This window comes from Candidatus Mycobacterium methanotrophicum, from assembly GCF_023515995.1.
GTDB lineage: Bacteria > Actinomycetota > Actinomycetes > Mycobacteriales > Mycobacteriaceae > Mycobacterium > Mycobacterium methanotrophicum.
This window is the reverse complement of sequence record NZ_CP097320.1, coordinates 1,718,506-1,741,583: the sequence shown is the minus strand read 5'-3', so window position 1 is coordinate 1,741,583 and position 23,078 is coordinate 1,718,506. Positions and strand designations below refer to the sequence as shown.

Below are 23,078 nucleotides of genomic sequence, written 5' to 3'. Positions count from 1 at the left end.
TTCTCCCTCCTGCACGCGGGCGGCGCCCCCGCGTCGCCGGTCACGGCCGCCGCCATTCCCGGCCGGCCCGGCGCAGCATGGCGAACGCCGACAGCGGGCCCCACGTACCCGCCTCGTAAGGCTCCGGCTTTCCGCATGCGGCCCAGTTATCGAGAACGGGTTCGATGATCTCCCAGGATAATTCGACTTCTTCGTTGACCGGGAACAACGACGGCTCACCGAACAGCACGTCGAGGATCAGCCGCTCGTAGGCTTCGGGTGACTCCTCGGTGAACGCCGCGCCGTAGGAGAAGTTCATGATGACGTCGCGAACCTCCATGGCGCTGCCGGGCACCTTGGACCCGAACCGCAGCGTGATCCCTTCGTCGGGCTGGACTCGGATCACCAGGGCGTTCGCGCCGAGCTCGTCGGTCATGGTGTCGTCGAACGGCAGGTGCGGGGGTCGTTTGAAGACAAGCGCGATCTCGGTTACCCTGCGGCCCAGCCGCTTTCCGGTGCGCAGGTAAAACGGCACACCGGCCCAGCGGCGACTGTCGACCTCCAGCGTGATGGCGGCGAACGTTTCAGTGGTGGAGTCCTTGGCGAACCCCTCTTCGTCGAGCAACCCGATCACGTGCTGTGCGCCCTGCCAGCCCGCCGTGTACTGCCCCCGGCAGGTGGTCTCGTCCAGCGGCTGCGCCAGCCGCGTCGCCGAGAGCACCTTGATTTTCTCGGATTGCAATTCCGAGGGCCGAAAGCTCACCGGCTCTTCCATCGCGGTCAGCGCCAGCAGCTGCAGCAGGTGGTTTTGGATCACGTCGCGGACGGCGCCGATTCCGTCGTAGTAGCCGGCGCGCCCGCCCAAGCCGATGTCTTCGGCCATGGTGATCTGCACGTGGTCGACGTAGTGCGCGTTCCAGATCGGGTCGAACAGTTGATTGGCGAACCGCAGCGCCAAGATGTTTTGCACCGTCTCCTTGCCCAGGTAGTGGTCGATGCGGAACACCGACTCCTCCGGAAAGACGCTGTTCAGCACCGCGTCGAGTTCACGCGCAGTCGCCAGGTTGTGGCCGAACGGTTTTTCGACGACCACACGGCTCCATCGGCCGCTCTGCGAGCGCGCCAGCCCGGCTTTGTCCAGCTGCCCGCACACCGCCGGGAAATCTTTGGGCGGGATCGCCAGGTAGAAAGCGTGGTTGCCGTCGGTACCGCGCTCGGCGTCGAGGCCGGCCAGGGTGTGCGCGAGTTGCGCGAATGCCTTGTCGTCGTCGAAAGTGCCTTGCGTGAAGCGCAACCCGTCGGCGAGCCGGTCCCAGATCGGCGGCCGAAACGCTGTGCGGGCGTTTTCTTCGACCGCGCCGCGGGCCATCCGGCGGAAATCGTCGTGGGTCCAGTCCCGGCGGCCGAAACCGACCAGCGCGAACGTATGCGGCAACAGCCCGTAGTTGGCCAGGTCGTAGACGGCCGGCAGCACTTTTTTACGGGCCAAGTCACCGGTCACACCGAAAAGGACCATCGCGCACGGCCCCGCGATCCGCGGCAGCCGCTTGTCGCGTTTGTCCCGCAGCGGGTTGCGCCGCTGCCCGGCGCTATGCTGGGTGCCAGCCGGGCTCATTCGGCGGCGGGGGAAAGCTGCGTTCGAGTTTCGGCCAGCAGTTGGGTCCAGGACTGTTGGAGCTTTTCGACGCGTTCGTTTTCCGAGACGAAGAACACCTCGGTCAAGTCGACGCCGACCGATTGCAGATCGTCGAACATCTGCTGGGCAGCGGTGGCGACGACACCAAGGGTCTTCTCGGGCATGGTGTCAATAGTATCGGATCCGCGCACTCATCGACTGCGCCGCCCGTGGCGAAGAAAAAACCGCGTTGGCAAAGGAATTCGGCATCAGCCGCAAAACCGTTTACGCCTACTTTCGGGCTGCCACCTCTTTAGGTTGCCGCGGGGGGAATCGCCCCCGCCAATGCCGTTTCAACCGTCGGATGAATCGACAGCAACGGACGCAGTCCCCCGGCGGTTAAAACCCGAACCACGACCGGCTGATCATTCACCAGATGCAAGGGAACGCCACGGCGTCGACACCGTCGCGCCTCCTGGGCCAACACGAGGATCGCACCGCATCCCACGAAATGCATGTGGCGAATGTCGAATACGAGCGGACCCGGCGCACTGACGGTCGCGGCCGTCTTACTCAGCACTGCACGCCAGGCATCTTCGTTGCTGGCATCTACGTCGCCGCACGTCCGGACGACGACGGCCGGCCCGTTTCGTTCGCACGCGGCGCGCAGCGTCGTGTGCGCACCTACAAGCGGCGCACTCGGGGCGGTTCCCGACGCGACCTCCGAACAGCTACTTTCAAGCATAGTTCCGCATTTCTTCCCGGTGTCGTACCGCGCAGCGCAGCGTGTTTCGTCAATCGGAATCTTGCCGAACGCCGTCTTCCGCGGCGGCTTTGCGCGCCGCCGTCCTGTCCTCCAGCCCGACGCGTCCGCCGCCAACTTCGAGCTTATCCCGGGCCGGGGACCGAATCCCGCCCGCCGGTGGCCGTGCGGGCACCTGCTCGGCAGATCACCAGCCGCACACCTAACGCGAACAAATAAGCTGGCCGGCACAGCATTGCTAGCCGTCGCCAAAAATCGAGCGGAGTTCAGGCCGCAGTTCGCGCGGCCACCGTCTGCTCGTAGCGGTCCAGTACGGTCTCGGCCACCAGCCGGTCCGCGCCCAGCGGCGCCGCCATCACGATCCCGGCCTTCCGCGCGTAGGCCTGCACCCGGTCGGGCAAGAGTCCCGGCGCCAAGAACCACGGTGCGATGACGAGCCGACGGGCGCCGCGGCACCGCAATCGTTCGACCGCCTGTGCCACCGAGGGCTGCGGGCCAGTCGCGAAAGCCATTGTGGCACCGACCCATTGGGTGCCTGCAGCCAGCTTTGCCGCCACCGTTGCGGTACGCGCGTTCACAGCGCCATCCGACGAGCCGATCGCGACCATCAGCACACCCAAGCCGCGGTCGCGACCGGAAACGCCGACCTCGGCGAGCCGCTCGCGCGCCACCGAGACCAATCGGTCATCCTCGCCCAAGACGTCGGCCTGCCGCACGCCATGCGCACCGGCACGCGTGATCTGCTTCGGGATGTCCACGCGAGCGTGGTAGGCGCTGGCCAACAGCAAGGGCGCCACCACCGCACGGCGGCCATCCGGCAAGCCGGCAAGCACGTCAACGAGATTCGGCGCGTTTTGCTCGCAGAATGCCACCCGCACATCCAGGCCCGGCCGCATTCGCTCGACTAATCCGGCGACGGCGCACACATTGGCAGCCGATCTCGGATCTTTGCTGCCGTGCGCGGTGAGCACCAGCGTGCTCATGAGCTATGCAATCCGCATTCGGTCTTGGACTGCCCCTGCCAGCGTCCGCTGCGCGGGTCGGCGCCCAAGGCCGGCTTCGTGGTGCACGGGGCGCAGCCGATCGACGGGTAACCTTCCTCGACCAACGGGTTGACCAGCACATTGTTTTCGGCGATGTAGTCGGCCATGTCCTGATCCGACCAGCCGACCAGCGGGTTGATTTTCACCAGCTTGAACGCCTCGTCGAAACTGATCAGCGGCGCGTTGGCGCGGGTGGGAGCATCGACACGACGCAGCCCGGTCACCCAGGCGTGGTAGCCGCTCAGCGCCTTGGTCAACGGAACCACCTTGCGCAGCCGGCAGCACTCGTGTGGGTCGCGGGAGAACAGATCCTTGCCGAGAAGTTCGTCCTGCTCGGTCACCGTGTGCTCGGGGGCGACGTTGAGCACGTGGATGTCGTACACGGTTTCGGCCGCGTCGCGGGTGCCGACGGTCTCGGCGAAGTGATAGCCGGTGTCCAAGAAAAGGATTGGCACGCCCGGGCGGACCTTGGCGGCCAGATCCACTAACACGGCGTCCTGCATGTTGGACGCGACCACGTACCGGCAGGCAGCCCAGTCGCGAGAACCATTGCCGCCACCGAAGTTCTCATCGGTCCAGCGCAACACGTCGATCGCGCTGGCGCCGTCGAGGTCCTTGGCGCCGCGCTCGGCCAAATCGCGCAGCTCCTGCTCGGTAAATGTCCTTCCCTCCACGGTCATCGCAGCTCCGCCTCGTCGGCCCGCATCGCCCACTGCGCGAAGCGTTCGCCGTCTTGGCGCTGTTCGACAAATTTACGCACCACCCGATCGATGTAGTCGCCGAGCTCGTCACCGGTGACCTTGTGCTGGCGCAGCTTGCGGCCGAAATCGCTGTCCTCAAAACCGAGGCTGCCGCCCAGATGCACCTGGAAGCCCTCGACCGAGCCGCCGTGGCCGTCGTCGACCATCTGACCCTTAAAGCCGATGTCGGCTACCTGAACACGGGCGCATGAGTTGGGGCAACCGTTGAGGTGCACCGTAATCGGCACGTCAAGCTGGGCGTTGATATCGCCAAGCCGCTGCTCCAGCTCGGGCACCAGCGTCTGCGCGTGTACCCGGGTTTCGGCGAACGACAACTTACAGAACTCGATACCGCTGCAGGCCATCATGTTCCGTCGCCAATGCGACGGCCGCGACGGCAACCCCAGCTTATCCAGCCCGGCCACCATCGCCTCGACCTTGTCGTCGGGCACATCCAGGATGACCAGCTTCTGGTACGCGGTGAGCCGAGCCCGGTCCGATCCGGCCTCCTCCATCAGGTCGGCCACCGCGCACAACTTGGTGCCCGACACCCGACCGGCGATCGGCGCAACACCGATCGCGTTGAGGCCGTTCTTCTGACGCTGCACCCCGACGTGGTCGATCGGGTGCTTGAGCCGCTCGGGAGCCGGACCGTCGATGAGTTTGCGACCAAGGTACTCGTCCTCGAGAACCTGACGGAATTTTTCCATGCCCCAATCCTTGACCAGGAACTTCAGCCGGGCCTTGGAGCGCAGCCGCCGGTAACCGTAGTCGCGGAAGATCTTGGTGACCGCCTCCCATACATCGGGCACCTCGTCGAGCGGAACCCACGCGCCGACTCGCTGGGCCAGCATCGGGTTGGTCGACAAACCGCCGCCGACCCACAGGTCCATCCCGGGGCCGCGCTCGGGGTGATTGACGCCGATGAACGCGACGTCATGGGTCTCGTGGGAGACATCCTGCAGACCCGATATCGCGGTCTTGTACTTGCGCGGCAGGTTCGCGTAGTCGGGATTACCCAGGAAGCGTCGGAGGATCTCCTCGATCGCCGGCGAAGGATCGAGCACCTCGTCGACCGATTCGCCGGCCAGCGGCGAACCGTGGAAGCTGCGCGGGCAATCGCCGCAGGCCTCGGTGGTGCTCAAGCCGACCGAAGCCAGCCGGTCCCAGATCTCGGGCACATTTTCGATTTCGACCCAGTGGAACTGCACGTTTTCCCGGTCACCGATGTCGGCGGTATCACGGCCGAATTCTTGGGAAATCTTCCCCAGCGTGCGCATCGTGTGAGCCGACAACGGCTTGCCATCGGTGCGCACCCGCATCATGAAGTACTTGGCCTCGATGGTGTCGATGTTCTCGTCGCCGGTCCAGCTGCCGTCGTAGCCCTGCTCGCGTTGGGTGTAGATACCCATCCAGCGGAAGCGCCCCCGCAAGTCGGACTTGGCGATGCTGTCGAAACCTTCTTTTGAGTATTTGTTGATGATGCGCTCTCGCACATTCAACGGCGCGTCTTCTTGCTTGAACTTCTCGCTGTCGTTGAGCGGCTCGCGCTCACCGAGCGCCCACTGGCCCTCACTACGAGTCTTGGCGGGACGAGGTGTGCTCATCGACCCATATCTCCTTCACAAAAATTGTCTTGGACCGCGCACATCACCGATAACTAATCACCGGCGACACCGACGCGACCGCGTGCTGGCCACATCCGGCCAAGCCCACGACATCGACATCCCCAGCGATCGGCGTGCGCCGGTAGACGACCATGTTTCGATTGACTTTACGGGGTCACGACCACGATGCTTCCCCGGCCACGACCCTATCGGTAGCCGTCCGGCCGTTGTGAGGCCACAACAGTTCATTGTGTACGCGCCACACCGACGGCGCCGGCAACCCGCAATGATCGGGCGGTCCGGCATTTCCGAGACGGCCGGCGCAGTGCCCGACGACGATCAAGCGGTGGTCGCGACCGCCGCCGCCTACGGCTGCACGTGGAACACCTGTGACGACGCGGTCGCGGCGACCGCCGACCCGGTGCTAGGCGCTGATCCCCGAGCCGACCAGGCTGCCCGGAATCGATGAAACATCGGCTCGACACCGGGCTGGTCGACATCACCGGTGCCGGCTGCCTGTTGGCGCGGGTCAACGGCCGCTCGGCCAAACCCGTGTCGAACTGGCTGGCCGAACGCGAACCGGCGTGGTGCGAGTCGATCGCCTACGCCAAGGCCGCCCCGAAGTGGATCAACCGGCGACCGTTGCCGCGCGGCGCTGAACAACACCGCGATGATCGTCGCCGGGATGATCGAAGGCGCCTCCGGGTCGATCCTGACCAACCTGATGGCCGCGGCGATGAACCGCTCCATCCCGGCGATCGTCGCGGGGGGTTTCGGCGGTGGCGGCCTCGCCCCGGCCGCCGGCGCGGACGGCGACAAGACGGTCAAGTCCACCTCGGCCGCTGATGCGGCGATTCAGATGGCCTACGCCAACCAAGTGATCGTCGTGCCGGGCTACGGCTTGGCGGTCGCGCAAGCGCAGCACGCCGTCAAGGGCATGGCCAACCTTCTCGAGGAGAAGGGCGTGCCGGTCAAGTACGCGATTCACCCGGTCGCCGGGCGGATGCCGGGCCACATGAACGTGCTGCTGGCCGAGGCCGAGGTCGACTACGACGCGATGAAAGACATGGACGACATCAACGACGAGTTCGCCCGCACCGACGTCGCGATCGTCATCGGCGCCAACGACGTCACCAACCCGGCCGCCCGCAACGAAGCGTCCAGCCCGATCTGCGGCAGTTGTTCAGCTACACCACATCAATGACCTCGCCGCCAGACTAAAGACGCGGCGCCGCTGGCTCCAATCCTCGGCCTCCTGGCCAATTCAGCACAGTCGCAATCTGAGCCCATCGGTAACCAACCTCACCGAAAGTGCACGACGGCCGTTTTGCTCGCAAAACGCCACCCGCACATCCAGGCCCGGCCGCATACGGCTTGCCGCAGCGGCGGTAATTCTCGCTGATCGAGCTGCGCCGGAAATCGCCGGTCGCGGCCGGCTGCGCGTACAGTCGCGCCCGCTGCTGTTCCAGATCCTCCAGCGGAGCGTCGTCCACCTTCGGCCTCCTGTCTGGTTGTTTGATGCACAATCAGACTGCCTCGTGACCAGTGGGCAGAACCGGCCAGTTGGCGCCGCCAGCCATCGCCGGGCATCGAACTGGCACCATCAACGCGTGACTCGGCTGCACGTGCACCGCTACGGCCCTTTTGGTCCCGTGCGAGTACTGGCACTCCACGGGCTGACCGGCCACGGGAAACGCTGGCAGCCGCTGGCGCGTCAGTACCTGACCGAGATCCCCGTTGTGGCGCCCGATTTGATTGGTCATGGCAGGTCGTCGTGGGCGGCACCGTGGACCATCGATGGCAATGTCGCGGCCCTGGCTGCGCTGCTCGAGCAGCACGCCGATGGGCCGGTAGTGGTGGTAGCGCATTCGTTCGGGAGCGCGGTCGCGCTACACCTGGCCGCTGCACATCCCGACCGGGTGGCTGCGATGGTGCTGCTGGACCCGGCGATCGGCTTGGACGGGGCGTGGATGCGTGAGATCGCAGACGCCATGCTGGCCTCGCCTGACTACCCGGACGCGGCGGAAGCCCGCGCCGAGAAGGCCACCGGCTCCTGGGCAGATGTGGACCCCGCCGTGCTCGACGCCGAAGTCGACGAGCACCTCGTCGCGCTGCCCGGCGGGCGATACGGTTGGCGGGTCAGCCTGCCCGCGATGATGTCTTATTGGAGCGAGTTGGCCCGCGAGATTGTGTTGCCGCCCAACCGGATCAGCACAACGGTGGTGCGGGCGGCGTGGACCTCGCCACCGTATGTCACCGACCAGCTGATCGTCGGTCTGCGGAACCGATTGGGAGCCGAGTTTGCCCTGATCGACTTCGACTGCCATCACATGGTGGCGGAGGCCAAGCCGGCCGAAGTCGCCGCCTTGATCCGAGAGCGGATGCGCTGACAGTGGCGCCGGTCACCGGGGAGCAGGTCGAGCGGGTGCGCGCGCTGGTCGCGTCGATACCGGCCGGCCGAGTCGCCACCTACGGTGATATTGCCGCTGTCGCAGAGCTTTCCAGCCCCCGCATTGTCGGCTGGATCATGCGCACGGATTCCTCCGACCCGCCCTGGCATCGGGTGATAACGGCCTCCGGTCGACCCGCCCGGCATCTGAGGACCCGGCAATTGGAACTGCTGCGGGCCGAAGGAATTCTGGCCGCCGACGGCAGGATCGCGCTGGACGAGGTCCGCTATGAGTTTTAGCCGCCCGAGTGTTGGCTTGCGTCACGCTTTTTCGCCAGACGCGTGCATTAACCCCGCACTCGGCGATGCCTAATCGCCTAGAGGATCAGACGCACCAGGGCAGCCGTTCGGGCCAGCCCCGGGAAGGCGGCCACCGTCGAACGCGGGTGCAGCGCATGGACTGCGAGCCGAAACATCAACGCACGCAGTAACATCTGTGGCCATTCCGGCAAAGCATTCCAGCGTTCGATCAGTCCTTCGTCAGCCTCGCCCCAGGACAACGCGTCGACGACGACGACTCCTGCCGCCCATGACGCGGGCCGCCAGTACGGCGTGATGTCGGTGATCCCCGGGGCAGCAGCGCCCGCGAACAGCACCGTGCCGTAGAGATCGCCGTCCACCAGCTGGCTGGGGCTCTTGGTTGGCCGCCGCAGTCCGGCAAGCTGATTGATCAACTCCACCGACCGCTGCCCGTCCGCGGTTGGTGACGCCGCGAGCGCCGTCGCCGGCACCGACTGCAATGGCCGTTCCTCCCAGGCGGCGCAGTCTGCGGCGATGAAGACGTCGACATCGGCCCACGTTCCCGCCGTCGGCCTCTGGGTGAGGAACCGGGGCCGCTCCAGCTTGCCGGTGGCCTCGTGCAGCCGCACCGCCGCCGACACCACCTCGTCATGCCGGGGCTCGGGCTGACCGGCCACAAAAGTGTCTGCTCGCCAGCCGGAAACCACGTAGCGCCCGTCGGTCGACCGGACCGGCCGGGCCAACCGCACGCCGTCGACGAACAGCGTCTCTCGCACCCGCGCGGACCAGGCGGCGCGCGCGTTGTCGGCGACCATCGACAGCACCACTTCGCCGCACCGCCAGCCGCCTTCCCAGCTGGCTCCCAACGGGATGGGCCGCACACCACTCAACCCGAACGCCGCCAGCACATGCTCGGGCGGCGGTTCGACAGTCATGCAATTACCCTAATCGGGGCCAGCGAACTGTCTCCGACGAGACACGATGAGCCGGCCATGCCCAACTGGTTCAGTACATCACCATGTCGGGCTGCATCTGGTTGGCCCACGCCACGATCCCGCCCTGCAGGTGCACCGCGTCGGCAAACCCGGCTTTCTTCAACGCGACCAGGGCCTCCGCGGAGCGCACACCCGTCTTGCAATACAGCACGGCCATCCGGTCTTGCGGCAGCTCGGCCAGCCCTTCGCCGGAATTGATCGCCGACTTGGGGATCAGCTGGGCGCCGTCGATGTGGTTGATGTCCCATTCCGCCGGCTCACGCACGTCGATCAGGGCCACCTTCTCGCCGGAATCCAGCAGCTCGCGCAACTCGCGCGGGGTGATCGTGGAGTCGGCGGCCGCCCCTGCGGTGTCGTCGCAGACCACGCCACAGAATTCGTCGTAGTCGATCAGCTCGGTGATCTTCGGCGTGGACGGGTCCTTGCGGATCGTGATCGTGCGATAGCTCATCTCTAACGCGTCATACACCATCAGCCGACCGAGCAGCGGCTCGCCGATTCCGGTGATCAGCTTGATCGCCTCAGTGCCCATCACCGAGGCGATCGATGCGCACAGAACGCCCAGCACACCGCCTTCGGCGCAGGACGGCACCATGCCCGGCGGCGGTGCTTGCGGGTACAGGTCGCGGTAGTTGAGGCCGCGCGCGGCGGGGGCGTCCTCCCAAAACACCGAAACCTGGCCTTCGAAGCGGTAGATCGACCCCCAGATGTAGGGCCTATGCGCCAGCACTGCAGCGTCGTTGACCAGGTACCTGGTCGCGAAGTTGTCGGTGCCGTCGAGGACCAGGTCGTATTGCTCGAAGAGGCTGACAGCGTTGTGCGGTTCCAGCCGCTCCTCGTGCAGGCGCACTTGTACTAGCGGGTTGAGCTCGGCGATCGAGTCGCGGGCGGATTGTGCTTTGGATCGGCCGACGTCCGATGCGCCGTGGATGATCTGGCGTTGCAAATTCGACTCGTCGACGACGTCGTGGTCGACGATCCCGATCGTGCCGACGCCCGCCGCCGCTAGGTAGAGCAGTGCCGGCGCGCCGAGCCCGCCGGCGCCGATAACCAGCACCCGGGCGTTTTTCAGCCGCTTCTGCCCGTCGACACCGAAGTCCGGAATGATCAGATGGCGGCTGTAGCGGGCGACCTCTTCCCGCGTGAGCTCGGCGGCCGGCTCAACCAGCGGTGGCAGCGACTTGTGTGCTCCAGACAACGAAATCTCCTCAGCTTCGCAGAAAGGCAGTTGTCCTTATTCATCACAGCAGTTGCCCAGGGTCAACGGCAAACAGCCGGCCACGCTGCTAGGCGATCGGATAAGGCCAGGGATTGAACCGACAGGTCTTGCCGTTTGCCTTGACCCATTCCGGGTCGAACTTCGAGGCGTCGTCGTTGCCGGTGGAAAAGGTCTGCTGCATCATGATCGGCGCCAAACCGCCCTGCTCATCGCAGGGTTCGTGGCGCAGATACCCGATGGCATGGCCGACCTCATGGTTGATCACGTATTGCCGATAGGAACCGACGTCGCCCTCAAACGGCACAGCGCCGCGTACCCAGCGCGCCTCGTTGATGAAGACCCGCGGTTCTCCAGCCCCGTAGGACGGGTTGTAACACGACGTCTCCAGCGGAAACTCGTAGCCGCAGCCGTCGCGCACCGTCATCGGGGACGTCAAGGAGATCCGTAAGTCCGGCTTGCTCTTGTCGGCCGCGTCGATCCTGATGAAGGCGATCTGCGCGTTGTGAATCCAGCTTTTGGGGTTGGCCAGCGTCTGGTCGACCATCGCCGCGAACGCATCGTCACCGCCGAATGCGACGGGATCCAGACCGTTTTCGACTTCGACGGTGTATTTGAAGACTTTGGCCGTGCCCTGACCGATCTGGGGCGTGGTACCCGTGACGATGCGCCAGGTCTTATTGCCGGCGTCAGTGAATGGACCGCCGTTGGGCAGCATCCCGGTGGGCAGGTTGGCGTCGAACTGGGTCAGACCGCGCGGCGGCGCGTCGATGATCGACGTGCCCACTGCACCGATCTTCGGCGGGCCCTGGACGGGATCCCCCGAGGCCGGCGCGGGCGAGCTGGTCCCGTCGACGGTCTGGTAGATCACCACCGTGGTGATGGCCATTAGCACCGGCAGCGCATACGCACGCCAGCCGTAAGTCGACACGAAGCGTCCCAGCCGACTCTGTTTGCGCCAGCGCCCGCTTTCCCGATTCGACCGGGCCCGTCCCGAGCCCCGGGCAAGTGGGTCGCGCTGGGCGCGCAGCGGTTCTCGCCAGTCGTCGCGAAGCACCGGTACCCGGGCGCCCCCGCGCCGATCCGGGTCGTAGGTCATTTCCCCAGGATGGCACAACCGCCGCTAGCTGGGAGTCTCGGCGCGCCCGCAGGCAACGGTGCAACGCTGAGCTGCCGCCGTTCGGCGCACGGATGGCGACCCGGAAAGCCAGCGGGTAGTAGTAGTGTCGTTGCGACTAGCCGCGCATCGCCACATCCGCGCTTAGACATTTCCAGACAACCAGATTGAGGACTTGATGAGCGATCTCGCTAATGCCGCCGGAGGGGGTGTGGTCAAGCTGGGCGGCAGCAATCGGCAGGCGCGGACGCCCGGCACTGCCGCTCGGCGCGGCAACCGGATGCCGCGTGACGAGCGTCGCGGTCAACTGCTCATCGCAGCCAGCGAGATTTTTGTCGACCGCGGCTATCACGCCGCCGGCATGGACGAGATCGCCGAACGGGCGGGGGTCAGCAAACCCGTTCTCTACCAGCACTTTACAAGCAAGCTCGAGCTGTACCTGGCAGTCCTGGCTCGACATGTCGAGAATCTGGTGTCCGGCGTGCGCCAGGCCCTGCGCGCCACAACCGACAACCGGCAGCGGTTGCGCTCGGCTGTCCAGGCATTCTTCGATTTCATCGATCACGACGGCCAGGGCTACAAGCTGATCTTCGAGAACGACTACGTCACCGAGCCGCAGGTTGCCGCGCAGGTACGGGTGGCCACCGAATCATGCATCGACGCCGTCTTCGACCTGATCAGCGCCGATTCCGGGCTGGACCCGCATCGCGCCCGGATGGTCGCGGTGGGCTTGGTCGCGCTTAGCGTCGACTGCGCCAGGTACTGGCTGGACGCCGATCGGCCGATTTCGAAAGAAGATGCCGTCGACGGCACCGTGCAGTTCGCCTGGCGCGGGCTGTCACACGTGCCGCTCAGCCGCTCCTAGCGGCACTGCCACCCAGTCCGAACCCGACCCGACGGGCGTCCGCGACGCCGATTTCGACGTACGCGATCTTGCCGGCGTGCACCAGGAAGCGCCGGCCCTTCTCGTCGGTCAGGCTCAGCAGATTGGAATCCTTAACCAGCGCGCCGGCGACGAGTTCTTCGACTTCGCTTTGCGACTGCGTGCTGTTGAACACCAACTCGCGTGGGCTGTCCGTGATACCGATCTTTACCTCCACGTCGGCCCCTTCCCGTTCTTTGCCTGGCGATCGTCGGAAATCGTTTTCCTGCCAAGCAGGCTAGTGCGCCCGGCGACGATGCGGGCCACCGGCCCGTGGAAGAGCCGGGCAAAGCTCACGCTTCTCTTCGATGCGCAAAGCCGGTCGGCGCCAAGGATTCCGTATGCCGGTAGACCGGGCGGCCGTTGGCAAATCGTGACCTGACACGCGCGCACGCCACGTCGTTCGGCGATCCCCCATCGATAACATCTGCATCATCAGCACCATGAATTACTTGGATAGGGATATCCAGGACTACCCAGATGACGCAGTCGACGACATCTACGCCGACGGCGATGAGTTCGCGCCCATCGATCAGCGCTGGCGACCTGTCGCGGCCATCGCCGGCATCGTCTTCGTGCTCGCGCTGATCGCCACGGTCGTGATCGTCAACGGCGGCGACAGCGCGTCGACCTCGGCGACCGTGGTCGAGCCACCCTCTCGCACCATGACCTCACCGCGGCTCAGCGCCCCACCGGCGCCGTCGCTACCTCCGGAGACGGTCACCACCGTGACACCGAAGGCGCCGAGCCCATCGCCCACAGCCGGTCCGACCGACGCGCCGACGATGATCTCGCCGCCGGCCGCCGTCCCGTCCGTGCCGCCGGATGTGGCCGCCCGCACCTTCACCTACCGGGTGACCGGGACCAAGCAGCTCCTGGATCTGGTGACTGTCATCTATACCGACGCCCAGGGCGCGCCGCAGACCGACTTCAATGTGTCGCTGCCGTGGTCGCGAACGGTGATCCTGAATCCGGGCGTGCAGAGCAGGTCCGTGGTGGCGACGAGCCTAACCGGTCATCTCAACTGCTCGATCACCGATGGCGCCGGTGAGCCCCTCGCCATCTCGACGAGCAGCGCGATGATCGCCGCCTGCAGCCGTTAGGCGAGGCCCAGTTCACGTATCCGCTCGTCGTGTTTGCGCTGCAGCCGATCGAAGAACCCCGCCAGCTGCGTCAGGCCCTCGGTTCTGGACACCACCAGGTCGACGAGCTCATCGTGCTCGGCCAACACGTACTGGGCCTGGGTAATCGCTTCGCCGAGCAGACGCCGTGACCACAACGCCAGTCGGCTGCGCTGTCGGGCGCTTTTAGTCACGGCGGCCCGAACCTCGGTGACGACGAACTGGGAGTGTTCGGTCTCTGCCATCGTGGCGCGCACGACGTCGGCGACCTCGTCGGGCAGCTCGTCGGCAATCTGCAGATAGAAATCGGCGGCCAGCGAATCCCCGACATAGGTCTTTACCAGCGCCTCCAGCCAGGTGCTAGGCGTGGTCAGCCGGTGGTAGCCGTCCAGGGCGGTGGCGTATTTCGAAATCGCTGACAGCACGTCGACGCCCCGGCTTTCCAGGGCGTCGTGTAACAGCTCGTAGTGGGTCATCTCCGCTGCCGCCATGCTCGCCATCGAAATCCGCCCCCGCAGGTCTGGCGCCATCCGCGCCTCGTCGGTGAGCCGGTAGAAGGCCGCGACCTCGCCGTAGGCCAATACCGCGAACAATTCGTTGACGCCTGGATGATTCGCCGACACCTGCGGGTGCGGATCGGGCAGCTTATCTGCGCCCGAAAGCGAGGTCATGGCAACACTCTATGTGCTTGTGGTGGCGGCCCGCTGCGCCCGGACCGGACGGAATTCCCCGGTCGCGATAGCCCACCAGCTATGATCGTCGTAGGTATTGGCTGTAGATCCTTACCGCCGCTACCGGCGAAATGTGTGTGCATGCAGTTGGCCCGCCTAGTGAGCAGGGCCCGCGAATCGGCAACGTATTCGACGACAGTCAACTGGTGCGCACGTGACCGCAACGATCGACTAACCGAATACGAACCCCGAAAGGCATCGCGTTTAACGCATGACCCCATTAATCGCACCCACCAGGACCACATCCGAATCCACTTTTGCCGAACTTGGCGTCCGCGCCGAGATAGTCAAGGCATTGACCGAGGATGGCATCAAGCATCCCTTTGCCATCCAAGAGCTAACCATGCCGCTCGCGCTCGCCGGCGACGACTTGATCGGGCAGGCCCGCACCGGAATGGGCAAGACCCTCGCGTTCGGGGTGCCGCTGCTGCAGCGGATCACCACCTCGGGCGCTCACCACCCCCTCAACGGCATCCCGCGGGCGCTGGTCGTGGTGCCCACCCGCGAGCTGTGTCTGCAGGTCTACGGCGACTTGGCCACCGCCGCCAAGCACCTGACCACCGACTTGTCCACTCACGGGGCCCGACGGCTGTCGGTGGTGTCCATCTACGGCGGCCGGCCCTACGAGCCGCAGATCGAGTCGTTGCGCGCCGGCGCCGACGTGGTGGTGGGTACTCCCGGCCGACTGCTCGACCTGGCCCAGCAGGGGCACTTGCAGCTGGGCGGCCTGTCGGTGCTGGTGCTGGACGAGGCCGATGAAATGCTCGACTTGGGCTTCTTGCCCGATATCGAACGAATTTTGCGCCAGATCCCCGACGAGCGGCAGTCGATGCTGTTCTCGGCGACCATGCCGGATCCGATCATCACGCTGGCCCGCACGTTCATGAACCAGCCCACCCACATCCGGGCCGAGGCGCCGCACTCCTCGGCGGTGCACGACCTCACCAAGCAGTACGTTTATCGCGCCCACGCGCTGGACAAGGTCGAGCTGGTCAGCAGGGTGCTGCAGGCCCGCGGACGCGGTGCCACCATGGTCTTCACCCGCACCAAGCGCACCGCCCAGAAGGTCGCCGACGAGTTGGCCGCACGCGGTTTCGCCGTCGGCGCCGTGCACGGCGACCTAGGCCAGGTGGCTCGGGAGAAGGGGCTCAAATCGTTTCGCACCGGTGGAATCGACGTCCTGGTCGCCACCGACGTGGCGGCCCGCGGAATCGATGTCGACGACGTCACCCACGTCATCAATTACCAGATCCCCGAGGACGAACAGGCCTACGTGCACCGGATCGGCCGCACCGGCCGTGCCGGCAAGACGGGAGTCGCGGTCACGTTGGTAAACTGGGACGAGCTGGCCCGCTGGACGATGATCGACAAGGCGCTGGGGCTGGGCTGCCCGGATCCGGCCGAAACCTATTCCAGTTCGCCGCATTTGTACACCGAGCTCGACATCCCGACCGAAGCCCTTGGCACGGTCGGATCAGCGCGCAAATTGCCGGCCAAACGGGCCACCTCAGGCGAACGCGGTAGCGACCAATCCAGGTCGCGGCTCCCTAAGAGCAGCCGTCAGCGCACCCGCGCGGGCAAGCCGGCGACAAGTCATCCCGCTATCTGCCCTGCCGCCAACGGGCAGGCGGACGCTTCATCCACCGACACCCCGGTGGCGAACACCGGCGACGGCGCGCACGACGGCCGCCGCCGTCGCCGTCGGCGCCCCCGCAAGTCGGCGGGCGTAGCCGCGAATGCCAACTGAACCGGTGTCGCCGGCCACCTGATGGTCAAACCGGAACGCCGGACCAAGGCCGACGTACTGGCCGCGGCAACGATCGCGGTTGTGGTCGCTGTAGCGGCGTCGCTGATCTGGTGGACCAGCGACGCCCGGGCCACGATCAGCCACCCGGCCACGGGGCCCGCGCCCAGCCCGAGGCTGGCCCATGAGGCGCCGCACTCGCTCGAGCAGCTCTGGACCGCCCCCAACGCGCCGACCGACCAGCCCGTCGTGGTGGCCGGCACCGTCGTCACCGCCGAGGGGCGTGCCGTCCAGGGACGTCACCCGGTCACCGGCCAGGTGCGGTGGAGCTACTCGCGCGGCAGCGATTTGTGCGGGGTCGCCGGGGTCTACCGCTTCGCGGTCGCGGTCTACCGCGATGACCGCGGCTGCGGTCAGGTGAGCACGATCGACGGATCCACCGGCAGACGCGGGCCCGCCCGAAGCAGCTACGCCGACCAACGGGTCAGCTTGTCCTCCGACGGCAGCACAGTGTTGTCCGCTGGCGACACCAGGCTGGAACTGTGGCGCTCCGACATGGTCCGGATGCTCTCCTACGGCGAGATCGACGCCCGGGTCAAGCCGTCCTCGAAGGGGCTGCACACCGGCTGCCGCTTCGTTTCGGCGGCGGCCAGCTCGGCGGCGGTCTCGGTGCTCGAGGCGTGTGGCAGCCAGGCGGATCTGCGGCTAACTCTGCTGCGCCCGAGCAAGGAAGAAGACGAGCCGGAGCTGCGCCACGTGCCGGAGCCGGGGATCGGCGTGGGTTCCGGCGCCCGGGTGCTGGCGGTGGCCGAAACCAAAACCCTGATCTACCTGCCGGCGCCCCAACCCAGAGTCGACGTGGTCGACGAGGCCGGTGTGACGGTGGCCAGCACGCTACTACCCAAGCCGCCGTCGACGTCGAACGTGGTATCCCGCCCCGGCAACCTGGTCACCTGGTGGACCGGCGGCACCGTGATGGTGTTCGACGGGGCCACGCTGAGCTACCGGTACTCGATTTCGGCTGCCGGTCCTTCGGTTCCGGCGGGGCCGGCGGCGACCATGGCCGGCAAACTGCTGGTCCCGGTCACCGGCGGCATCGCCGTATGTGACCCGGTCACCGGCCACGACGGCGGCTTTTTGCCGGTGACCCGGCCACCGGGCAACTCGCCGGTGATCCCCGCCGTTGCGGGTTCGCAGGTGCTCGAGCAGCGCGGCAACACCCTCGTCGGCCTGGGTTGACCTCAGACGTCGATGGTGAACGTCGGTAGCGCCTTGCCCGACTTCCAGTGTTTGAGCAGCGTCTCTGCCAACTCCCGGTAGGCGGCCGCGCCCTTGTTCTTGCGCGCGGCCATCACCGACGAGCCGGACGCGCTGGCTTCGGCGAAACGCACCGTGCGCGGAATCGGCGGCGCCAGCACCGGCAGGTCGTAGCGATCGGCGACGTCTAGCAGCACGTCGCGAGTGTGGGTGGTACGCGGGTCGTACAGCGTCGGCAGCGCGCCGAGCAACCGCAGCCCCGGATTGGTGATCTGCTGGACGTCGGCCACCGTGCGCAGGAACTGGCCGACGCCGCGATGCGCCAACGTTTCACATTGCAACGGCACAATGACCTCGTCGGCGGCCGTCAGCCCGTTGAGGGTGAGCACGCCCAGTGACGGCGGGCAGTCGATCAAGACCACGTCGAACTGGTCGCCGAGTTTGTTCAGCGCGCGCTTGAGCGCGTACTCGCGGCCGGCTCGCATCAGCAGCATCGCCTCGGCGCCGGCCAGGTCGATGTTGGCCGGCAGCAGCGTCATGCCCTCCGCGGTATCGACCAACGCGACGTCGGGCTCCACCTCACCGAGCAGCACCTCGTGCACCGACACCGCTAACTTGTCCGGGTCTTGGCCCAGCGAGAAAGTCAGGCAGCCCTGGGGGTCGAGATCGACGAGCAGAACTCGCCGTCCCGCGTCCATCATCGCAGCGCCCAGCGAGGCCACCGTCGTTGTTTTGGCCACCCCGCCCTTCTGGTTGGCCACTGCCAGCACTCGGGTGCCTGTCATCGAGCACCGCTCCTTGTCTATTCGTCGCTGTGGATGTGCTACGGCCATCCTGGCACCAATCCCATGGTGTCCGCGTGTTGACGGCGGTGAACCTCAAGGCGTCATCATGATTCATGATTCATGATTCATGATTCAGTTCGACCATCGCGCTGAGATTGACTCTCGGCGCCGGGACCAGCACATAGGGCCAGTTCGGGTTCGCACACAAAGCCATCCTGGATGCGTGGTGAAACATGATGCCGTCGCCGCCGGTGCCGAGATACCCACGGCCGAGTTGACCGCTTTAGAAGATCGCTCCGACCAGCATCAGCGGGGCCAGCCCCTCCAGTAACGCGACCGGGTCGCCGAACGCGGCCACCGGGTCGCCAGCGGCCATCTCGTTGTCGAAGAGTTCCTCCATCATCGTGGGAACGCTGGTGAATAACGCGCTGGCCATGTCGATCGGCGGGATGCCGGTGTGGGTGAACGACACCTCGCTGAACCCCTGGACGAACCAGTTCTCGATGCCGTCGAGTTCGGCGGTGAGGAATTGGGGGAAATTGCTCAGCCCATCGGAGTGGCCACGTCGGCGTCCCCAGGCGACCAGCCGTCGGCGATGCTGCCGTAGCCGAGGTTCACCAGCACCTGCAGATCCGGCTGCAGCAGATCGGCCAGGGGATCGCCCACGACGGGGACCAGTCGCAGCGGGTCCAGCAGCGGCAGGCTGCCCGGGTCCGGCTTGGTGCCGTCCGGGACGTCGAAGCGTTCCAGCCACCCGCCGTTGGAGATGTTTGGATCACCGACGATGACGAAGTGCACGTCGTCGCCTGGCACACCCTGGGCCGCCAGCGTCGACATCACACCCGAGGCCACCGAGGAACCCTGAGACCAGCCGGTGATCACGATGGGGTTGGCGGCGTCCACCCCGCCAGCGGCGATTCGGCTGTCGACCGCGTCCACGACGTTCTGCACCCCCTGAGACGTCGACAGATCGAAGGTCTCACTGAACGGGCCGGTGAACGGGTACAGCGACTCCGGCGTGGTCACCGGCTGCATGGTGCCGGTGAAATCGCGGGGCTGTAGGTACAGCGCGTCGTAGTCGTTCAGCCAGCCCTGACTGGGTGTTGGGACGCCGCTGCCGCCGATCATCGACGCGGTCCCGTCCCCGAGCGGAGAATCCGCCGCGTCGGTGCCTTTGGGGCACAACGGGCGGCCCTTGGGGCACAATCGGTCAACATGGGCGTCGAGAGCCATCAGCTGGTGTTGCTGCGCCACGGCGAGACCGAGTGGTCCAAGTCTGGCCAGCACAGCGGCAGCACCGAACTTGAACTCACCCACCATGGACGCACGCAAGCCGCGGCTGCCGGCCGGGCGCTTGCCGACTTGCACCTCGACGACCCGCAGGTGATCACCAGCCCGCGCAGGCGTGCAGTGGCAACGGCCGAGCTCGCCGGCCTGACCATCGACGAGAAATCGTCGCTGCTTTCGGAGTGGGATTACGGTTCCTACGAGGGCGTGACGACCGCACAGATTCGCCAATCACGGCCCGGGTGGTCGGTCTGGACGGACGGCTGCCCGGACGGGGAGACCGTTGCGCAGGTCAGCGAGCGCGCGGACCGGGCCGTCGCGCTGGCCCTCGATCAGATGGCATCGCGCGACGTGGTGTTCGTGGGTCACGGCCATTTCTCTCGCGCCGTGATCACCCGCTGGGTGCAGCTTCCGCTCGTTGAGGGCAGCCGCTTCGGCATGGTGGCGGCGTCCATCGCGATCTGCGGCTTCGAATACGGGATCCGCCAGCTGAGCGCACTGGGTTGCCCGGTTCCCAATGACAGCTGAACCACCGTTCGTGCTGTGCGGACCGACCGGCGCCCTCGTAGCCGACGACGTCCAACGCTGCTATCGCGACGTGGCCGACGCCCAAACGGCATTGCGTTCGGGTGCAGTGCCAATAGTATTGGGCGCGTTGGCTTTTGATACTGGCAATCCCGCCGCGTTGATGGCGCCGCGTTCCGTACGGCGAACTGCCAAACTGCCCGACTGGCCGACTGGCCCGTTGCCGGCGGTGCGGGTGACCGGGACGGTTCCCGCGCCCGACGAGCACGGCGACCGGGTGCGACGGGCCCGTGAGCGGCTGACCGCTCCGGGCAGCACCCTGCAGAAGGTGGTGCTGGCTCGCGCATTGCGACTGGACGCGGATGCGCCGCTGGACGCCAGGGTCATCTTGGGCCGGCTGGTTGCGGACGACCTTGGCGCCTATGGCTATCTGGTCGATCTGTCCGCGGCAGGTGGCCTATACGCAGGGATGGCCTTGGTGGGCGCCAGCCCCGAGCTGTTGGTGGCGCGCGACGGCGACCGGGTGACGTGTCGGCCGTTGGCCGGTTCCGCGCCGCGTGCCGCCGATCCCGGGCGCGACGCCGCCGCCGGCGTCGCGCTGGCCACCTCCGCCAAGGACCGCCACGAGCACCAGTTGGTGATCGATACCATGGCCGACGCCCTGCGTCCGTTGTGCAGTGAGCTGACCATCGCGCCGGCCCCTGAGCCGAGTCGCACCACCGCGCTCTGGCATCTCAGCACACCGATCAGCGGTAGGCTGCGCGACAAGTCAACTACCGCAATCGATCTGGCATTAGCGCTGCATCCGACTCCGGCGGTCGGCGGGGTGCCGACCAAGGCCGCCTCCGAGCTCATTGAAGAATTGGAAGGTGATCGCGGCTTCTACGCCGGTGCCGTCGGCTGGTGCGACGCGCGCGGTGACGGACGGTGGGTGGTGTCCATCCGCTGCGCGCAGCTGGCTGCCGACCGCCGTTCTGCACTCGCCCACGCCGGCGGCGGGATCGTCGCCGAGTCGGATCCTGACGACGAAGTCGCCGAGACCACAACGAAATTCGTCACTATCTTGACCGCGCTGGGAGTTGACTTATGACCACGCATATCCGCCGGGCCATACCCGCCGACGCCGCGGCGATCACGGCGATGCTCCACCAGCTCGCCCGCTTCGAACGCGCCGCCGAGCAGTGCATCGTCAACGAAAAGCAAATCACCACAGCACTTTTCGACGAATCAATAACGCTACGAGCACACGTCGTCGAAGTAGACGGTGAAGTCGCCGCGATGGCACTGTGGTTCCTTAACTTCTCCACCCGGGACGGCGTCGAAGGCGTGTATCGCCCTCTATGAGACCGTCGACGTCGCGCCGCAAAGCGACCGGACCCCCTATCGGCTGTCCGGTCCGCAGTTGGCGGAACTGGCCGGCCCCCGCTGATCCGCACCGCCGGCGACCCAGCGCACAGCCGCCGGACTGAACAGCAACGCCAGCACGGCCACCGCGACGACACCCGCCGCGACGCCGGCCGGCACCCGATGAGAACCGACGGCCAAATACCATGCGACGGGCAGCAGCAACACCTCGGCGAACACCGCCAGCCCGCGACCCCACCGCCTGCCGACCAGCAGCGCGCAGCCGGCGGCCAGAACAGCACCACCGACGAGGCCGAACCAGGCTGCGGTGCCAAAGCCGTTGACCATCCGCTGATCCGCACCGCCAAGTCCCCGCACTACCAGAGTGGCCGCCAGAACCAGAGCGATCACGCCCTGCACGGCAACGATCACCCCGGCGGCGCGCACGCTGACCGGTGCCGGTGGCCCACTGTTCACACCGTCAGACTAGCCACTTCACTGAGCCCGATTGTCGCGCTCGCCCCCGCAAGCAGGGGAGACCCGCATCGTCGCCGCTCCCGTAGGCTTTGGTCTCATGCGCGCCGTGCTGATCGTCAACCCCGCCGCGACTTCGACCACCACGGCGAGGCGCGACCTGCTGGCGCACGCGCTCAAAAGCCGCCTCGAGCTAACCGTCGAGCACACCCGACACCGCGGCCACGGCGGCGAAATCGCGCAAGCCGCCGTTCAGGACGGGATCGACCTGGTTGTCGTGCACGGCGGCGACGGGACGGTCAGCAACGTGGTCAACGGCCTGCTTGGCCGCCCCGGCCAATTACCGACGGGCCATGTCCCCGCGCTGGCGATAGTTCCGGGCGGCTCGGCGAACGTGGTGGCCCGGCAACTGGGCATCGCACCGGGCCCGATCGACGCCACCAACCAGCTCATCTGGCTGCTCGACAGGTATGGCCGGGAGAAGAAGTGGCGACGGATCGGGCTGATTGACTGCGGCGAGCGGTGGGCGGTGCTCAATGCCGGCATGGGCGTCGACGCCGAGGCGGTGGCCAGAGTGGAAGCGCAGCGCGAAAAAGGCATCAAAGTCACCCCGACCCGCTACATCACCGCTGCGGTGCGCGCCGCGGTGGCCTACTCCCGTCGTGAACCGAGGCTGATCGTCGAGCTGCCCGGGCGAGAGCCGATACCCCGGGTCCACTTTGTCTTCGTGTCCAACTCCAGTCCGTGGACCTACGCCAACGACCGGCCGATGTGCACCAACCCCGGCACCACCTTCGAGACCGGACTAGGAGTGTTCGGCGTCACCCACCTGAAGGTGATTCCGAGCCTGAGGCTGGTTGCGCAAATGTTCTCCAAGCAGCCCAAGATCGAGGGCAAGCAGGTCGTGCGCGACGACGATGCGCCCTGCGTGCGGGTCAGCTGCTCCGGCCCGCCGATGGCCAGCCAGTTTGACGGTGACTACTTAGGCGTGCGGGAGCAGATGACCTATCGGGCGGTTCCCGACGCACTGGACGTCGTCGCGCCCTTCACCAAAATAAGGTCTTGACCGGGTCTTGACCGGGTCTTGACCCGCGGCAAACGTCGCGGAAACGGCGGTATCGCTG

At 66.4% G+C, this 23,078-nt stretch carries 25 protein-coding genes and 2 pseudogenes; 12 read left to right on the top strand and 15 right to left on the bottom strand.

Translation table 11 applies throughout. The features are described 5' to 3' along the window. Positions 1–40 precede the first annotated feature (40 nt). From zwf to M5I08_RS09375, 6 genes are all read right to left on the bottom strand, one after another. Positions 41–1,594, bottom strand: coding sequence for a glucose-6-phosphate dehydrogenase (gene zwf / locus M5I08_RS09395; protein WP_219069675.1), 1,554 nt, complete (start codon positions 1,592–1,594; stop codon positions 41–43). Then, positions 1,591–1,779, bottom strand: a complete 189-nt coding sequence (locus M5I08_RS09390) for a hypothetical protein (RefSeq protein WP_219069677.1) — start codon at positions 1,777–1,779, stop codon at positions 1,591–1,593. Before M5I08_RS09390 ends, zwf begins: the two co-directional genes overlap by 4 nt. Before the next feature lie 128 nt (positions 1,780–1,907). Further along, entirely contained in the window at positions 1,908–2,339 is a 432-nt protein-coding gene (locus tag M5I08_RS26680; RefSeq protein ID WP_219069679.1) for an anti-sigma factor antagonist, read from the bottom strand. Positions 2,340–2,623: 284 nt separating this feature from the next. Beyond that, positions 2,624–3,340: a sirohydrochlorin chelatase gene (locus tag M5I08_RS09385; protein WP_219069681.1), complete on the bottom strand. Its 717-nt coding sequence runs from the start codon at positions 3,338–3,340 to the stop codon at positions 2,624–2,626. Next, the gene (locus M5I08_RS09380) at positions 3,337–4,080 is read right to left on the bottom strand and encodes a phosphoadenylyl-sulfate reductase (protein WP_219069683.1); all 744 of its coding nucleotides are present in this window, start codon (positions 4,078–4,080) and stop codon (positions 3,337–3,339) included. The genes M5I08_RS09385 and M5I08_RS09380 overlap by 4 nt, the downstream gene beginning before the upstream one ends. Then, the gene (locus M5I08_RS09375) at positions 4,077–5,747 is read right to left on the bottom strand and encodes a nitrite/sulfite reductase (RefSeq protein ID WP_219069685.1); all 1,671 of its coding nucleotides are present in this window, start codon (positions 5,745–5,747) and stop codon (positions 4,077–4,079) included. Before M5I08_RS09375 ends, M5I08_RS09380 begins: the two co-directional genes overlap by 4 nt. Before the next feature lie 250 nt (positions 5,748–5,997). Between M5I08_RS09375 and M5I08_RS09370 the strand changes: the two genes are divergently transcribed. From M5I08_RS09370 to M5I08_RS09355, 4 genes and pseudogenes are all read left to right on the top strand, one after another. Further along, a complete protein-coding gene (locus tag M5I08_RS09370; RefSeq protein WP_249763215.1) occupies positions 5,998–6,216 on the top strand; it encodes a hypothetical protein in 219 nt (72 codons plus the stop codon). A 183-nt stretch (positions 6,217–6,399) separates the two neighbouring features. After that, positions 6,400–6,924: pseudogene (locus M5I08_RS09365) on the top strand (NAD(P)(+) transhydrogenase (Re/Si-specific) subunit beta); the annotation flags it as partial. Between the two features lie 433 nt (positions 6,925–7,357). Further along, positions 7,358–8,137, top strand: a complete 780-nt coding sequence (locus tag M5I08_RS09360) for an alpha/beta fold hydrolase (protein ID WP_249763214.1) — start codon at positions 7,358–7,360, stop codon at positions 8,135–8,137. Positions 8,138–8,139: 2 nt separating this feature from the next. Next, entirely contained in the window at positions 8,140–8,436 is a 297-nt protein-coding gene (locus M5I08_RS09355) for an MGMT family protein (RefSeq protein WP_219067366.1), read from the top strand. Between the two features lie 77 nt (positions 8,437–8,513). Here M5I08_RS09355 and M5I08_RS09350 read toward each other — a convergent pair whose 3' ends face one another. The 3 genes from M5I08_RS09350 to M5I08_RS09340 all read right to left on the bottom strand — a co-directional run bounded on the left by M5I08_RS09350 (position 8,514) and on the right by M5I08_RS09340 (position 11,746). After that, positions 8,514–9,371 carry a TIGR02569 family protein gene (locus M5I08_RS09350; RefSeq protein WP_219067365.1) on the bottom strand — a complete coding sequence of 286 codons (858 nt, stop codon included), beginning with the start codon at positions 9,369–9,371 and terminating at the stop codon, positions 8,514–8,516. Between the two features lie 70 nt (positions 9,372–9,441). Then, entirely contained in the window at positions 9,442–10,629 is a 1,188-nt protein-coding gene (gene moeZ, locus M5I08_RS09345; protein WP_249763213.1) for an adenylyltransferase/sulfurtransferase MoeZ, read from the bottom strand. A gap of 88 nt (positions 10,630–10,717) precedes the next feature. Further along, entirely contained in the window at positions 10,718–11,746 is a 1,029-nt protein-coding gene (locus M5I08_RS09340; RefSeq protein ID WP_219067364.1) for a DUF3152 domain-containing protein, read from the bottom strand. 196 nt (positions 11,747–11,942) lie between these two features. Between M5I08_RS09340 and fasR the strand changes: the two genes are divergently transcribed. Further along, positions 11,943–12,629 carry an HTH-type transcriptional activator FasR gene (fasR, locus tag M5I08_RS09335; protein ID WP_219067363.1) on the top strand — a complete coding sequence of 229 codons (687 nt, stop codon included), beginning with the start codon at positions 11,943–11,945 and terminating at the stop codon, positions 12,627–12,629. Here fasR and M5I08_RS09330 read toward each other — a convergent pair. Further along, complete coding sequence (locus M5I08_RS09330) at positions 12,616–12,864, bottom strand: DUF3107 domain-containing protein (RefSeq protein WP_219067362.1); 249 nt, start codon at positions 12,862–12,864, stop codon at positions 12,616–12,618. The two genes, fasR and M5I08_RS09330, sit on opposite strands and share 14 nt — an antisense overlap. Positions 12,865–13,129: 265 nt before the next feature. Here M5I08_RS09330 and M5I08_RS09325 point away from each other — a divergent pair, with 265 nt between their 5' ends. After that, entirely contained in the window at positions 13,130–13,789 is a 660-nt protein-coding gene (locus M5I08_RS09325) for a hypothetical protein (RefSeq protein ID WP_249763212.1), read from the top strand. Here M5I08_RS09325 and M5I08_RS09320 read toward each other — a convergent pair. Beyond that, positions 13,786–14,478: a ferritin-like fold-containing protein gene (locus M5I08_RS09320; protein ID WP_219067361.1), complete on the bottom strand. Its 693-nt coding sequence runs from the start codon at positions 14,476–14,478 to the stop codon at positions 13,786–13,788. The two genes, M5I08_RS09325 and M5I08_RS09320, sit on opposite strands and share 4 nt — an antisense overlap. Before the next feature lie 271 nt (positions 14,479–14,749). Between M5I08_RS09320 and M5I08_RS09315 the strand changes: the two genes are divergently transcribed. Together M5I08_RS09315 and M5I08_RS09310 are read left to right on the top strand one after the other, a co-directional pair. Next, positions 14,750–16,285 (top strand): DEAD/DEAH box helicase, encoded by a 1,536-nt coding sequence (locus M5I08_RS09315; protein ID WP_219067360.1) that lies wholly within the window; start codon positions 14,750–14,752, stop codon positions 16,283–16,285. Positions 16,286–16,306: 21 nt separating this feature from the next. Beyond that, entirely contained in the window at positions 16,307–17,521 is a 1,215-nt protein-coding gene (locus M5I08_RS09310) for an Rv3212 family protein (RefSeq protein ID WP_219067359.1), read from the top strand. Positions 17,522–17,523: 2 nt separating this feature from the next. Here M5I08_RS09310 and M5I08_RS09305 read toward each other — a convergent pair whose 3' ends face one another. From M5I08_RS09305 to M5I08_RS09295, 3 genes are all read right to left on the bottom strand, one after another. Further along, on the bottom strand, positions 17,524–18,324 hold the full coding sequence (locus M5I08_RS09305) for a ParA family protein (RefSeq protein ID WP_219067358.1): 801 nt from the start codon (positions 18,322–18,324) through the stop codon (positions 17,524–17,526). A 283-nt stretch (positions 18,325–18,607) separates the two neighbouring features. Next, positions 18,608–18,796: a hypothetical protein gene (locus M5I08_RS09300; RefSeq protein ID WP_219067357.1), complete on the bottom strand. Its 189-nt coding sequence runs from the start codon at positions 18,794–18,796 to the stop codon at positions 18,608–18,610. Between the two features lie 71 nt (positions 18,797–18,867). Then, positions 18,868–19,557 carry a PE-PPE domain-containing protein gene (locus M5I08_RS09295; RefSeq protein WP_219067356.1) on the bottom strand — a complete coding sequence of 230 codons (690 nt, stop codon included), beginning with the start codon at positions 19,555–19,557 and terminating at the stop codon, positions 18,868–18,870. Between M5I08_RS09295 and M5I08_RS09290 the strand changes: the two genes are divergently transcribed. The 3 genes and pseudogenes from M5I08_RS09290 to M5I08_RS09280 all read left to right on the top strand — a co-directional run bounded on the left by M5I08_RS09290 (position 19,540) and on the right by M5I08_RS09280 (position 21,565). Further along, positions 19,540–20,139: an acid phosphatase gene (locus M5I08_RS09290; protein WP_219067355.1), complete on the top strand. Its 600-nt coding sequence runs from the start codon at positions 19,540–19,542 to the stop codon at positions 20,137–20,139. The genes M5I08_RS09295 and M5I08_RS09290 overlap by 18 nt on opposite strands. Next, positions 20,129–21,226 (top strand): isochorismate synthase, encoded by a 1,098-nt coding sequence (locus M5I08_RS09285; RefSeq protein WP_219067354.1) that lies wholly within the window; start codon positions 20,129–20,131, stop codon positions 21,224–21,226. Before M5I08_RS09290 ends, M5I08_RS09285 begins: the two co-directional genes overlap by 11 nt. Beyond that, positions 21,223–21,565: pseudogene (locus tag M5I08_RS09280) on the top strand (GNAT family N-acetyltransferase). The gene M5I08_RS09285 and the pseudogene M5I08_RS09280 overlap by 4 nt, the downstream one beginning before the upstream one ends. On the opposite strand, the gene M5I08_RS09275 reads toward M5I08_RS09280, so the two are convergent. Next, positions 21,517–21,957, bottom strand: a complete 441-nt coding sequence (locus M5I08_RS09275) for a hypothetical protein (protein ID WP_219067353.1) — start codon at positions 21,955–21,957, stop codon at positions 21,517–21,519. The pseudogene M5I08_RS09280 and the gene M5I08_RS09275 overlap by 49 nt on opposite strands. Positions 21,958–22,054: 97 nt before the next feature. Between M5I08_RS09275 and M5I08_RS09270 the strand changes: the two genes are divergently transcribed. Continuing rightward, complete coding sequence (locus M5I08_RS09270) at positions 22,055–23,020, top strand: diacylglycerol/lipid kinase family protein (RefSeq protein ID WP_219067352.1); 966 nt, start codon at positions 22,055–22,057, stop codon at positions 23,018–23,020. Positions 23,021–23,078 lie beyond the last annotated feature (58 nt).